Source organism: Bradyrhizobium sp. S3.2.6 (assembly GCF_040546885.1).
GTDB lineage: Bacteria > Pseudomonadota > Alphaproteobacteria > Rhizobiales > Xanthobacteraceae > Bradyrhizobium > Bradyrhizobium cytisi.
Map to the genome: position 1 here is coordinate 105,848 of NZ_JBEPOS010000005.1, position 13,373 is coordinate 119,220.

General features: G+C 62.9%; 12 protein-coding genes. 5 read left to right on the plus strand and 7 right to left on the minus strand.

Annotated elements, in window-relative coordinates:
• Window positions 1-91: 91 nt before the first annotated feature.
• The 5 genes from ABID58_RS12715 to ABID58_RS12735 all read right to left on the minus strand — a co-directional run bounded on the left by ABID58_RS12715 (window position 92) and on the right by ABID58_RS12735 (window position 6,472).
• Complete coding sequence (locus ABID58_RS12715) at window positions 92-589, minus strand: hypothetical protein (protein ID WP_354032877.1); 498 nt, start codon at window positions 587-589, stop codon at window positions 92-94.
• Window positions 590-1,515: 926 nt separating this feature from the next.
• A complete protein-coding gene (locus ABID58_RS12720; protein WP_354032878.1) occupies window positions 1,516-1,872 on the minus strand; it encodes an Mth938-like domain-containing protein in 357 nt (118 codons plus the stop codon).
• A gap of 121 nt (window positions 1,873-1,993) precedes the next feature.
• Complete coding sequence (locus tag ABID58_RS12725; RefSeq protein WP_354032879.1) at window positions 1,994-3,181, minus strand: 6-phosphofructokinase; 1,188 nt, start codon at window positions 3,179-3,181, stop codon at window positions 1,994-1,996.
• 49 nt (window positions 3,182-3,230) lie between these two features.
• Window positions 3,231-4,382, minus strand: a complete 1,152-nt coding sequence (locus ABID58_RS12730) for a fructose-1,6-bisphosphatase (RefSeq protein ID WP_347340236.1) — start codon at window positions 4,380-4,382, stop codon at window positions 3,231-3,233.
• A gap of 440 nt (window positions 4,383-4,822) precedes the next feature.
• Window positions 4,823-6,472, minus strand: coding sequence for a S53 family peptidase (locus tag ABID58_RS12735; RefSeq protein WP_354032880.1), 1,650 nt, complete (start codon window positions 6,470-6,472; stop codon window positions 4,823-4,825).
• A gap of 392 nt (window positions 6,473-6,864) precedes the next feature.
• Between ABID58_RS12735 and ABID58_RS12740 the strand changes: the two genes are divergently transcribed.
• Entirely contained in the window at window positions 6,865-7,005 is a 141-nt protein-coding gene (locus ABID58_RS12740) for a hypothetical protein (protein WP_187435070.1), read from the plus strand.
• 21 nt (window positions 7,006-7,026) lie between these two features.
• On the opposite strand, the gene hydA is transcribed toward ABID58_RS12740, so the two are convergent.
• Window positions 7,027-8,481, minus strand: a complete 1,455-nt coding sequence (gene hydA / locus ABID58_RS12745) for a dihydropyrimidinase (protein ID WP_354032881.1) — start codon at window positions 8,479-8,481, stop codon at window positions 7,027-7,029.
• A gap of 289 nt (window positions 8,482-8,770) precedes the next feature.
• On the opposite strand from hydA, the gene ABID58_RS12750 reads away from it, so the two are divergent.
• From ABID58_RS12750 to ABID58_RS12765, 4 genes are all read left to right on the plus strand, one after another.
• Complete coding sequence (locus ABID58_RS12750; RefSeq protein ID WP_354032882.1) at window positions 8,771-9,832, plus strand: amidohydrolase family protein; 1,062 nt, start codon at window positions 8,771-8,773, stop codon at window positions 9,830-9,832.
• Window positions 9,833-9,846: 14 nt separating this feature from the next.
• Entirely contained in the window at window positions 9,847-10,959 is a 1,113-nt protein-coding gene (locus tag ABID58_RS12755; RefSeq protein WP_354032883.1) for an amidohydrolase family protein, read from the plus strand.
• Between the two features lie 5 nt (window positions 10,960-10,964).
• Window positions 10,965-11,378: a Rieske (2Fe-2S) protein gene (locus ABID58_RS12760; protein WP_148753216.1), complete on the plus strand. Its 414-nt coding sequence runs from the start codon at window positions 10,965-10,967 to the stop codon at window positions 11,376-11,378.
• A gap of 73 nt (window positions 11,379-11,451) precedes the next feature.
• On the plus strand, window positions 11,452-11,658 hold the full coding sequence (locus tag ABID58_RS12765) for a hypothetical protein (RefSeq protein ID WP_148753217.1): 207 nt from the start codon (window positions 11,452-11,454) through the stop codon (window positions 11,656-11,658).
• A 5-nt stretch (window positions 11,659-11,663) separates the two neighbouring features.
• Here ABID58_RS12765 and ABID58_RS12770 read toward each other — a convergent pair whose 3' ends face one another.
• Entirely contained in the window at window positions 11,664-13,223 is a 1,560-nt protein-coding gene (locus ABID58_RS12770) for a flavin monoamine oxidase family protein (RefSeq protein ID WP_354032884.1), read from the minus strand.
• Window positions 13,224-13,373: the final 150 nt, after the last annotated feature.

The following is a 13,373-nucleotide window of genomic DNA, read 5'->3' on the forward strand; positions in this document are numbered from 1 at the left end:
CCTGTCTTTTCAATTCGCCTTGCTACTTGGTCTTGTCAGTTCATCTTGCGGCGATTTCACGGCACCCTTGGTTCGCCCTCGCACGCCCCGATCAATCCGCCGGCTGGAACGTGCAATCCGCCCCGCTGCCGTCCTTCTGCCTGACGGCATTGGGGTCGATCGTGCAGCTCAGCTTGCTCAGGCTCTCGAAATTCGATCCCGCCGCACCGTCGGGCGGAATGCCGGCCAGCGCCTCGGTCGCGAAAATCTCGTTGGCCGTGGAGCCGTTCACGGTCTTGACCTTCTTGCCGAACGTGACCTCGCAGTTGCGCAAGGTGATGTCGACATTGCTGGTGCGGCAGACGATCCTGTCCGCGGTCACCACGATCGGCTTCTTGTAGGGAATGTCGGCGTTGACGGCGAACAGCATCGCAACCGCCTTCTTCTCGGCGCCCGACAGGATCGGCGACAGCGGCGCGATCACCCCCGCCAGCGCCAGCGCCGTGGAGCCGGAGATTTTCGAAGGCGTGGCGCCGGATGCGCCCGCGACAGGGAACGCACCGGCCACCAGCAGGGCGCCGGCGAGGCAGGCCGATGTCGTGAGTTTCATGGGTGTCTCTCCGAAGGTCACGGCTTTGGCGCCACATGACAGTCGCAGCCTATGACAGATTTCCCATCGGGGGGAAGGCTATAGTCACAGTCCCGGGAGAGTGGAACGCGGCGAAGTCACTTGATGTATAAGAACGTGTGCTCATGAGGGCCCGGACGGAAGTCCGCTTCCGAGAGCGCAGCGGACCAATTGTGATCAAGGTGAATTCTTCGGCCTTTGACCCGTTGCAGACGTAGGATTCTCTTGTCATTCTTCCCAAATGGTAAGTGGTTTGGAAAAGGCTCGACGGATGAGCTTGCGGCGCTCTACAGGCACGCGCGCCGATCCGCGTCCTCGGCCCCCGCGTCCCGAGCTATCGGTGCGCGGACGCAATTATCTGATAGCCCATGCGTGTTTCGATTGCCGGAAATCATGGAAGGTTCGGGCGGATACGAGGGCCGTTTGTCCGCATTGCGGCTCTTGCCTTCATGAGATGGGCCGCGCGTTCAAAGCTCCTAAGCGGGCCGATGCCGAGCAATGGCTGAAGGTGCAGGCCCTCTGGTCAGCAGGCTTCCGCTTTTGGCACTACGCCGGCGCACAGCCATTGCCAGAGCGACTGCGGGACGTTGAGGAATTCATACGCCGCAATCCGGAGCACCCGGCGCGCATCGCGCGTTAATGTCCGCTTCTGGCCCAAATGCGAAGTGCCGACCGCACCGAGCATGTCTGAGTTCGGAGCCGAAGCGGAAAACATCTGCTCGCGCAGAGTATTTCGCATCTTGACCCAAAGCCGACTCTCGTGTCCCGCGTGCTCCCGTCAGTGGTCAGGATCTCTTGCGGACCTGGACGATGGTGGGTTTCCGCCACCGGTCATCACGTACGACCGTGCGACGAATCGATCTTCTCAATGCGCTTTCGGGCTTCATGCGCCGCAGCCGGCCCCGATTTCAGCAGGTAATGTGAAAAAGACCGATCTTCTTTGCGCGCGAGTCGTTGAACGTATGAATCGCCTTGGGAGTCGGCTGCAGCAGGACCGTGCAACCCTTTCTCGCGAAATACGTCTCAGCTTCCGGCGATAGGTGCACATTGCCCATCTGGCCCGAGCCAAGAATCAGCTGCTCGCATCCGTCCTCATAGAGGAACTTCGCTTCGTCTTTAGAGAGGACATGCGAGGTGCCGTAGTACTTCTTCGACAGTTTTTTCTTCCGCCTTGCCACTTCACCGGAGAGACGAATGATCACGTCGTGTTCATAGGTCTTTCCGTCAATCGTGATGGTGCCGAATGTCGTGCGTTCGATCTCCATGGCCTGACTCCTTCATGATCTCGGCACGAGGTCCTGACTCCGCGTCGGCAGACCCATCTGGCCGGGCAGCACTTCCGAGGCTGCCCCATACGAGACGTTCTTGGGGTTGCCACCTGCCACCCTATGACGCGCGGTTGAGAAAGATCGGCAGCCCCCGCTTGTTGGCGTAGATGGGGCGGTAGCGCTCCGTGTTGTACGTGCTGGCGACGTCCAATTTGCGGGGGCCGAGCTTGGCGTCAGGGATGGGCACCAGGTCGTAGCGGCCCTCTACCAGCGCCGACATAAGGCCGGTCTTGCCTTCCAGGATGGCATCGTATGCCATGTTACCGAAAGTCAGGGCCACAAGCTTGTCGATAAAGTCCGGATCGCCCGATCGCAGGTCGTAGGTGAGATCAGAGACGATGGTCTCCTCGCCGGCGCGCAGCTTGATCTCGTCGGCAAGCACTTCGGCCACGCTCGTCCTCTTTCGGTGACCGTAGGCGTCAGGCTCGCCGTATTCCTGCAGCCTGAAGCCCTCCCACTCGGCACCTTCGCTGAGAACGATCAGCGCGTAGTTGCTTGGGTTCGCACGCTTCTCCTCGATGAGCAGTTGGATCAGTTTGTCGAGGTTGACCTTGTACTCCGGTATGACGCACCGTATCGAGGTCACGTACGCAGTGTAGAGAGCTGTAAATCCGGCATCGCGACCAAAGATGCGGAAAATGCCAATTCGCTCGTGTGAGCCGACAGTGGTGCGCTGCCGCTGGATTGCATCGCTGGCGCGGGTGATCGCGGTCGAGAAGCCGATGCAGTATTCGGTGTTGCGGACGTCGTTATCCATCGTCTTCGGGATGGCGATAATCTTGACGCCGAGCCCGTTGAGCTTGTCCGCATAGCTGAGTGTGTCGTCGCCGCCGATGGCGATGAGGTGCTCGATGCCCAGCTTGGAGAGGTTCGCCAATACCTGGCCGGTGAGATCCCAAGTCTTGGTTGCGATGCCGCTCTTGGTACTCTCCGAGACTGGAAGGTCTTCGCCAGCGAGATGATCGGGCAGTTTCTTCATTTTGGAGGGATTGGTGCGGCTCGAGTGCAGCACGGTGCCGCCGCGTCGGTCGATGATGCGCGTGTTTTCGCGGTTGAGCGGGATAAGGTAGTGCGATTTGCTGGCGGGGTCGTCGAGGTCAAGGTGCGTGAGGGCTTCCCAACCGCGGCGCAGACCGACGACCTCAATGTCGTCCTCGCTGCCGCGATAGGTCACGGTCTTGATGATCGCGTTGAGGCCGGGGACGTCGCCACCGCCAGTGAGAATGCCGATGCGTTTCCTCGCCACACCCACCTCCCAGTATTGGCATGTCAATAGCGCCCGCGTCGCACGTTCTCTACTCGGCCGCTTCCGGTTTGCGCTCCCCGCGCAGCCGAAAACGCTTCAGCAGTGCGGACACGGTGTCGCGGAAGCCGCCATACTCCAGCTCGGAATAGGGCAGCATCGCGGCGCCAGACCAGCCTTGGCTGCGCATCTCGATTGCCTTGCGCTGGGCGCGCCGGCGGACCTCGTCCCACGCCGGGTTGTCGAAGAAATCGGTATAGGACTCCGAAAAACGGCCGTTCTTGTCGATCGAAAAGCCAGCGCAGGAGACAATTGGCAGGCAGTACATGCCTGTCACCGGTGTATTAAGTGGCACCGGCATGAGCGGCATCACGTGCGAGCCGCGCGCATCGCCGCCTACGAAGTGCGCCTTCGCGAACGGCGAGACGATTTCTTCCGGCGCTGGGAAAATCCCTTGGTTCCTGACGATCGCGACCGGATCGTCCTTGCCGGTGTACTTGCCTGCGATCGAGTGAAGACGCTGCGCCGAAACAGCGACGGCAACCTCGTCATACGTTCGGGAAACGATGCGATCGATCCCAAAGCGCTCATTGTCGCGGAGCAGCGCGGCAATGTGGTAGCCGTCCGCGGGCGCGTCGAGTTCGATCACGCTGTCGCCAGCCGTGTGGTCCATGTCGATGACATGAAAACGGAAACCCTTGATCATCGGAGGCAGCATCAGCCCGGCGCAGTACATGGGATCGGCAAAGGTGAGGTAGAGCGGCAGGTTGTAGGCGCCGGGGCCGCACTTGTCGGCGGCGAACACCATGAAGGACTCCGCGGGCCTCGAACCCGAGAGGCTGTGTTCGAAGCTGAGCTCCGCGACGCCCGGTCCGGCGCCGCGAACGTTTCCGGAAGGCGCGTCGACCAGAAGATCCTGGCCGGCGCCGTAGAGGCCAGAGTTTTTCGCAACTGCCGTGGCCGCAAGAAACGCCTTCCAGGCGAATTGATGTACCTCAGAGCTCCCCTCGCCCCGTGTGTGCGTCATGATGATCGCAATGTCGTCGCCGGTGTGGCAGATGAAACCGTCGATCAAGAGACCATTGCAGATCGCCTTCGCGACCTCGCCCTCGACAGCCGCCATCATGCGTGTAGACGGTTTCGTGTGCCCGCCGACGGAGCCAACGTCAGCCTTGATGACTGAAAGGGTGAGTCTCATGAGCATTCTCTCCGATCAGCGCAGCTCCGCGCCTCGGCGGTTGCTGCGCCGGGGCGACGGCGCTGCTCACTCGCGGAAAAGAACGTCTGATGTTCCGTTACGTTCCATACTGCCTTTCTTTCTCGAAAAGCTCGGGCTCATTCGGGTAGCCGGCATCATCGATCCACCGCAAATGTCCCGCTAGAAGCGATGCGCCCTCATTGGCTGCGGTGCACGAGTCCGGTGTTGGCCCGCAACGGACCTCCCGGCATCTCTGCTATTGCGCCGCTGTTGGGAGACAACGGGACACCAACGGTGATCTGCGCCGATTGCTTTCGTTTTTCACTCCCATTCTGGCGCCTGCAAGACGCGACCGGCCGCGTCGGACGGACGCGGCCGGGTGTCTCTGTCGGGTGTCCCTGTCTCGCACAGGCGGATGATCGCCCGCCTGTGCAAGCGCGGATCGGCTAGCTGGCCGGGCCGCCCTGAAGCGCTACGAGAAGCTTGCCGCCATCCGGCACGCCCCAGCCGGTGCAGGCGTCCCATCCCGGGCCCGCCTTGTACTGTCCGCCGAGCAGACCGCCGGTGTCATTGTTGCCGACCGTGATGTCGCGCAGCACGCCGGCCGGGCCGAATTTGGAATAGAGCAGGGCGTTGAAATTGCCGGATCGTGCGCCGAGCGCGGCGTTGATCCGTGCGATCAGGCTTGCCCAGAGCGGTGCGGAGGCGCTGGTGCCGCCGACAATGCCGAGCTTGCCGCCCGACATCGTCAGATAGCCCGTTGCCGGATCGGCATTGGCCGCAACGTCCGGAATTGCACGTCCGGCAAAATGCCTGGGATTGATCGACTTCGGCACGATGCCTTTCTGCCAGGCCGGGGCCGGCGTGATGTCGCTGACACCACCGCCGGTGCCGCTTCCCGGTCCGTCATTCCAGACCGCCTCGGTGATCTGCACCTGCTTCCTGGCGTTCGCACGCGCGTGCAAGGTCGTTCCGCCCACCGCGAGGACGTAAGGACTGGTCGCGGGGAAGTTCACGTGCGCCCGGCCGTCCTGCATCTGTGCTTCCGAGCCGTCATCGCCGGTGGACACGCAGAACGTGATGCCGAGATGGGCCGCCGCGAGGAAGCTATGGTTGCAATGGTCGATCGCAGCCGGTGACCAGATCACGCCGCTGTTGTTGAAGGCCTGGTTCTCGTCCCAGCCCCAGCTGATCGAGACGACGGAGGGGTCGTTGACGGAGTCGCTGACGACCTTGGCGAGGCAATCGACCAGACCCTTCTCGTCGAAGGTCGAGAAATAGGTGGCGATCTTGGCGCCGCCGCCGAGCGCGCCGGCGACATCGACGTCCAGCATCACCTCGCCGGTCGATTCCGGGTCGTCGGCCGGATTGGTCGAGACACCGTCGACCGCGATGACGGCGACCTCCGGCGCGGGAACGCCGATCTTGCTGAAATAGGCCGCGACATCGGGGGTCTCCACGCCGCCGCCGAATTCGAGCAGGCCGATGCATTGCTTGCTCGCGTCGATCTGGGGGAATTTGTAGATGGCGCCGAGCTCGGTCGGAACGAACCAGTGCCGCACCGAGCTTGCGAAATCCGGCGCCGCGGCGCGTGCCGAATGGCGCGAGCGCCTGAGCACACGGTGGTTGTTCAACCCGAACACGCCGGTGATGGCATCGCCGACCTCGGTCGGGATGTGCACCGGGCCGGTGCGGGCGTGGAAGTCGCCGAGATGCGGATGCGAATAGTCGAACAGCGTGACGCCGAAGGCGTCGCTGACATCGTCGACCGTGCCTGCGATTCCGAGCCGTGCGGCGGCGGCCTCGTTGCGGGTCACGACGAGCTTGTGCGCCTTGGCAAAATCCTCGATCGACTTGATGGCCTTGGGATCGGAGCCGTATTGGCTCTCGAGCTTGTCGCGCGTCATGTATTTGCGCGCCTTGGGGAGCTTGTCGTCCAGATCGGACAGATCAGGCAGATCGGCGGATCGCTTGACGCCGAGCGTCAGCTCGATCCAGCGCTGGCCGTTGGTGCGGCGCATCGCCTTCGAGCCTGTCGGCAGTTGATGGACAGAGTTGGGAAGTTCGACCATGTGGGGTGTTGCACTAGGGGACATAGTATTTCCTCCTTGTACGGGGTTGGCGCGCTGGAAAGCTGGAATTGCGATGGTGGGTGCTGTTTGTCCGAAACTGTTCAGGTGCTCGAAAATCAATTGTGGTGTGCCGGCAAGAAAATTGCCGATACGTCAGTAAACCAAACCTAAAATAGAAAAATGCCGACAATGCATCCTAACAGCGGGGTGCCGCTGCGGCAAAGCCGATCACGCCGCGCGCCTCTCACAATCGCGTCAAAGCTTTGTCACGCGCGGCTGCGCCTCATGCCGAGGCCGGCGTTCTACTGTGCATGGGGTTGTTTTCGCGTTTTTGTGTCCCTCGCATTTCCGTGATGGAACCTAATGGCGGCTGAAGCGACTTATCCATGACGCGGGACGTAACATGCGAGGCCGTCATGGCAGAGAAGCATACCGCCGATCCGGCAGAGATCATGCGGGCAACCGGTCATCCTGAGCTGGAATATGCCGCCGGCTGGACCATCGCCGGTCTCATCACCATCGGCACCATCGTCGCCGCCTGGGTGTTCGCGATCTAGGCATCGCGTGTTGTGGCGCAGCTACGGCGTCACCGCACCGCGTGCGACCGCGCGCGGGGCGGTCAGCTCCTTCCACGTGGAATTCGCCACATGCACCGGTGAGAACGCCGGACGCTCGACATAGTGCCCGTCGCCCGCCTCGGCGCGGAGATCGCCATCCTTCCACACGATACGACCGCGCGAGAGCGTCGCGGCGGGCCCGCCGGCGCAGGCAAAGCCTTCGAACACATTGTAGTCGATCCGGCTCATCTGCCGCTTCGCGCTGATGGTCTTCGTCGCCTTGGGATCCCACACCACGATGTCGGCGTCTGAGCCGACGGCGACCGCGCCCTTGCGCGGATAGATGTTGAGGATGCGGGCGATGTTCGCCGAGGTCACCGCGACGAATTCCTCCTTGGTCAGCCGCCCCGTCGCGACGCCCGCGGTCCACAGCAGCGCGAGGCGATCTTCCAGGCCGCCGGTGCCGTTCGGGATCTTCCTGAAGTCCCCGAGGCCGAACCGCTTCTGCTCGGTGGTGAAGGCACAATGGTCGGTCGCGACCACTTGCAGTGAGCCGGATTGCAGGCCAGCCCAAAGACTATCCTGGTGCGACTTGTCGCGGAATGGCGGCGACATCACGCGTTGCGCGGAATGATCCCAATCCTTGTTTTGATATTCACGCTCATCGAGCAGCAGGTGCTGGATCAGCGGCTCGCCATAGACGCGTTTTCCCGCGGCCCGCGCTCGCGCGATCGCCTCATGCGCCTCGCGGCAGCTCGTGTGCACGATATAGACCGGCGTGCCGGTCATATCAGCGACCATGATGGCGCGGTTGGTGGCTTCGCCCTCGACCTCCGGCGGTCGCGAATAGGCGTGGCCCTCGGGGCCGGTGACGCCGCGCGCGATCAGCGCCTCCTGCATCAGGGCAACGACGTCACCATTCTCCGCGTGCACGACCGGCATCGCGCCGAGATGGGCGCAGCGCGCGAACGAGTTGTAGAGCTCATCGTCGTTCACCATCAACGCGCCCTTGTAGGCCATGAAGTGCTTGAAGGTGTTGATGCCGTAGGTTTTGACCACGGTTGCCATCTCGTCATGGATCTGCTTCGACCATGACGTCACCGCCATGTGGAAGCCGTAGTCGGTCGCCGCCTTCTCGGATTTGTGGCGCCATTCCTGATAGGCCGCGAGCATCGACTGGCCGGGATCGGGCAGGCAGAAATCCACCACCATGGTGGTGCCGCCGCTCAGCGCCGCTTTGGTGCCGGACTCGAAATCATCCGCGGTAACCGTGCCCATGAACGGCATTTCGAGATGGGTGTGCGGATCGATCCCGCCCGGAATGACATAGGCGCCGCCGGCATCGATGATCTCCGCCCCCGTTGGCGCCGCGATCGCTGCGTCGACCGCGACGATGGTGTCGCCCTCGATCAGCACGTCCGCACGGCGCGAATGATCATGATTGACGACAGTGCCGCCGCGGATGAGGAGGGACATGGGAACTCCGGAAGAGCAAAGAGGACGGTACGCAGCCGAAGCTAAGCGTGTCGGCTGCGATGCGATAGACGAAATTTTAATCAGCCGCCGATCCCGCCACCGAGACCGCGATTGCGCTGGATGCATCGGCCCGACCTGATATCGCGCCTGCGAAATGCAACCGAGCCATGACGGATCGCGCTGGTCTGCGCCCTTGCGCGTCGGCATAGGCCGGCGCACTCTGTGTGGGCGGCGCACAAAGAACGCCGCCAATAAGGCGTACGTACAAGATCTTGGCGAGGAAGCATCCATGGCGGTGACGCGGATCGACTGCGACATCCACCCGGCGGTTGGTGGCACGCGCACGACGCTGCTTCCTTATCTCAGTGATCACTGGAAAGAGCAGGTGGTGAGCCGTGCTATCGACGGCCTCGACCTCACCTCCTATCCGCCGAGCATGCCGTTTTCTGGCCGCGCCGACTGGCGGCCGGCCAATGGCACGAAGCCGGGCTCTGATCTGGCGATGGTGCAGAAGGGCGCCTTCGACCAATTGGGCGCGAGCCATGCGATCGTCAACGTGCTCTACGGCGCGCAAGCCGTGTTCGATTCCTACATGGCGGCGGACTTCTGCAAGGCGATCAACGACTGGATTGCCGCCGAATGGCTATCGCGTGACCCGCGCCTGCGCGCCTCTATCGTGGTGCCGATGCAGGCGCCGGATCTCGCCATCGAAGAAATCGAGCGCCGCGCGCGCGACAATCGCTTCGTCTCCATCCTGGTGCTGGCGCAGGGCGAGACGCTGCTGGGCCGGCGGCATTTCTGGCCGGTCTACCAGCTCGCCGAAAAGCACAAGCTGCCGCTCGCGATTCATGCCGGCACGCAATATCGGCAGGCGCCAAGCTCGGCTGGCTGGCCGTCGCACCGCTACGAATATTACTTCGTCGAGGCGCAGGCGTTTCAGGCGCAGATTCTGAGCTTGATCTATGAGGGCGTGTTCGGCAAATTTCCGGACCTCAAGGTCGTGCTGATGGAATCCGGCGTCAGCTGGCTGCCGGCCTTCATGTGGCGCGCCAACAAGACCTGGCGCGGCGTGCGCGTCGAGGTGCCCTGGGTCGAGCGCGAGCCCGCCGCGATCGTCCGCGACAATTTTCGCGTCACCATGCAGCCGTTCGATGCGCCGGGCGATGCCAAAAGCGTCGAGGAGATCATCGACCAGATCGGCTCCGACAAGATGTTCCTGTTCGCGTCCGACTATCCGCACTGGCAGTTCGACGGTGACGATCCGATACCGCCGAACCTGCCGAAGAGCATCATCGCAAAGATGTGCGTCGATAATCCGCTGGAGACATTTCCGCGGTTGTCGATCAACTGATCCTGGAGGTTCGCATGAGTGAAGTCATCGACCGTCCGCTGCGTGACGACGAACAGCCCGCCGCGAGCCGGCTGCGCATCGTCGATTGCGACGTGCACCCGAGCCTGCATTCGCTCGACGACCTCAACGAGTTCCTGCCGAAACGCTGGCAGCGGCATCTGAAGGAATATGGCAGCCATCTTCGCACGCCCTATCTGTTCACGACGCCCTATCCGCGGTCCTCGCCATTGATCGCGCGGCGCGACGCCTGGCCGCCGACCGGAGGGCCACCCGGTTCCGACCTCGCTTTCATGCAGAAGCAGCATCTCGATCCGCTCGATGTCGAGTTCGGGATCTTGCAGGTGCTCGATCTCTTCATCTTCTCGCAGCAGAACTTGGAATTCGGCGCGGCGATTCAGCGCGCCATCAACGATTGGCAGCTGGCGTTCTGGTCGCACAGGGATCCGCGCCTGAAGGCTTCGATCCTGGTCGGGCAGGACGGCGCGGATCTCGCGATCGCCGAGATCGAGCGCTGCGCCAGAAGCGGCGAGTACATCCAGATCAACGTCTCGCCGCGCGCCAACGAGCCGCTCGGCCGCCGCCGCTACTGGCCGATCTATGAGCGCGCGCAGGCGCTGGACCTGCCGCTCGGCATCCATGTCGGCGGCTATGGCGGCCACGCGCCGACAGGCGGCGGCTGGCCGTCCTATTATGTCGAGGAGCACCAGTCCAACGCGCACACCATCGCGGCGCAGCTTGCCAGCCTTGTCATTGAGGGTGTGCTGGAGCGGTTTCCAAAGCTGAAGATCGTCTTCATCGAGGGCGGCTTCGGCTGGATCCCGTCGGCGGTGTGGCGGATGGACCAGCATTTCGAGCGGTTCCGCAGCGAGGTGCCGCATCTCAAGCGCAAGCCGTCGGAATACGTCCGCGAGCACTTCTGGTTCACGACCCAGCCGATCGACGAGCCCGATGAGGCGCGGCATCTGCGCTCGCTGATCGAATGGGTCGGCGTCGATCGCCTCCTGTTCTCGTCGGACTATCCGCACTGGGATTTCGACGATCCGCGCTTCGCCTTCAAGACACCGCTGACGGAGGCCGAGCGGACAAAGATCTTCAGCACCAATGCGCGTGCGGTCTACAAGTTCTGATCAACATGGCCCGTCACATTGTCGCGCGAACGACCGAGATCCCGCCCGGCGGCAACAAGGTCGTCGACGTCGCGGGCCGCGATATCGTCGTGTTCCATGTCAATGGCGAGTTCTTTGCGCTGCTGAACCGCTGTCCGCATGAAGGCGCACCGCTGGAGAAGGCCGCTTGCGTGGCGCGGCTGACCTCGCCTGAGCCCGGCGTCTATGAGCGCTCTCGGGTCGGGGAGATGCTGCGCTGTCCCTGGCACGGCTGGGAATTCGACATGCGCAACGGCCAGTCCTGGTTCGATCCGAAGCGCGTCAGGATCCGGTCATATCCGGTCGCGGTGGAACGCGGCGACGAATTGCAGAAAGGCCCGTATGTCGCCGAGACGTTTCCGGTGCATGTCGAGGATAGTTATGTGATTGTCGAGGTCTGAGCCGGCATTGCCGATTGAGATTCCACCGCAGGTGCGATATGGCTCTCGCGCTTTCTAAAGGCGGAGACGAGCTTTGTCGAAACAATCCCTGCGTGAGGAGGCCGAGCGCCTGATCCGCGAGTCGATGGAAAAGAAGACCATCGTCGTCAAGCACGGCACGACCCGCATCGAGGCCGTCTGCGGCAAGTGCGGCGCGCCGAACCGGGTTCAGGCGGAAAAAGGCCAGAGCCGCGTCAAGTTCGCCTGCAAGAATTGCGGGCACCAGCAAGAGACGCTGTAAAGCGCTCAGGCCGACCGGCGCCGGCCGGCGCGTTTGGTCGCCCTCAGGATCGCCGACCCTGCCTTCAGGCCGGACTGCAACGCGCCCTCCATGTAGCCGTAATAGGCAAAGCAGGTGTGCTCGCCGGCAAAATACATCCGCTTGTGAAATGCGCTGTTGAGCAGCGGCCCGGCGCGCGTGACTTCGCCGGGCGCGGGACAGGAATAGCCGGCACCGGTCCAGGGATCGGCGGGCCACGCAATGAAGTCCGGCGGCTGGGACAGATTGTCTTCATAGCCGCGATAGACCTGGCCGATCCGCGACGCATAAAAGGCATCGACGGCGGTCTTGCCGCCGCGCTCCCATTGTCGAATGGCCTGCTGCGCCGGTTTGCTGCCGGCGAACAGGCTGAGCTCGACCTCGCGGCCGCGCGGCGCGATCTGATTGTCGGTGCCTTCCCATGTGACGCCAAAGCGGCTCGAGGTCGCGGCCGGCGCCAGCCCATGGTCGATCCAGAAACGTCGCTTGACCGGACTGAGGTATTTCACGGCCGTCCCCATCGAGATGTAATGGTCGGGCGTGAGTTGCGGCGTGATCTCGATCTTGGCAAAGCGTCCGCCCGGCCACAGGCTCGGCGGAATCGCAAGCACGACGTAATCGGCGAGATGGGAAGCAGCCCCCTCCGGCGTGATCGTCACGCCCTCCTTGTCGATGTCGATCGCGACGACGGGCGAGGACAGATGGACCACTCCTCCGACCTTCCTGATTTCCTCGGCGAGGTGCTCGGCCAGCGACTGATTGCCCTCCGAGCAGCGTAGCGTCTCGGTCTGGGTGAAGTAGGCGGCCGGGTGTCCCTTGAGTGCGCCGCCATGGACCACCGCGAAATTGGCGAGCAGGCTTTGTCGCTCGACGGGCTGGCCCGCGTCGTTGCTGAACTGCTCCTTCATTGCGAGCCTGGCGAGACGCGAGCTAGGTTCGTCCCGAATCCAGTCCGCCATGGATTGCCAGTCCAGCGCGTCGGCGTCGGACGTGAGCCAGGGCGCATGCTTGTGCACGTGCCGCGCGCGCCTTGCCATCCGCCCGAAGGCCGCCTCCATCTGCTCGAACAGGGTCTGGAGCGCGAACGGGTTCGAGATCTTTCGACCGTCGAGATAGATCGGCATATCGAGATCGAGCGCGTCGAAATTCGAGTCCAGCGTGAACAGCGAGAGTCCCAGCCGGAACTGGCGTGCCAGGGCCAGCCACAGCGGATGATTGTAGCCGATCAGCTCGCCGCCCGCTTCGACCACGCCGCTCGACTTGTTCTTGCTCCAGACACGGCCGCCGACGCGTTCGCGCGCCTCGAAAATCGTCACGTCGCAGCAATGAGCGAGCGTGTAGCCGGCCATCAGGCCGCCGAGTCCCGCTCCGACGATCGTGACACGCGGCCGTCGTACCGCCCGCGCAGGGCGTGGCATGTCGCGGGGAGGTGTGGCCGCCGTGACGACCATTGCGTTGGCGAGGGTCGAGCTGACGAGCTTCTGACGGTCGAAGCCGATGAACTTCCTGCCGTAACGGCGATTGAGCCGTGCGAAAATCGAGCGCATGATCGAAATCCTCGGATTGAAATCAAAAATCGAAAAACAATCTCGGACGGTCGAGGACCGGTCTCAAGCGAGCGGCGAAAGTCGCCGGGCGGGCCTCAGATTTGACGGGTCCGGGGATCGACGATAACCTGCAACCTTTGGTCGTGTCGA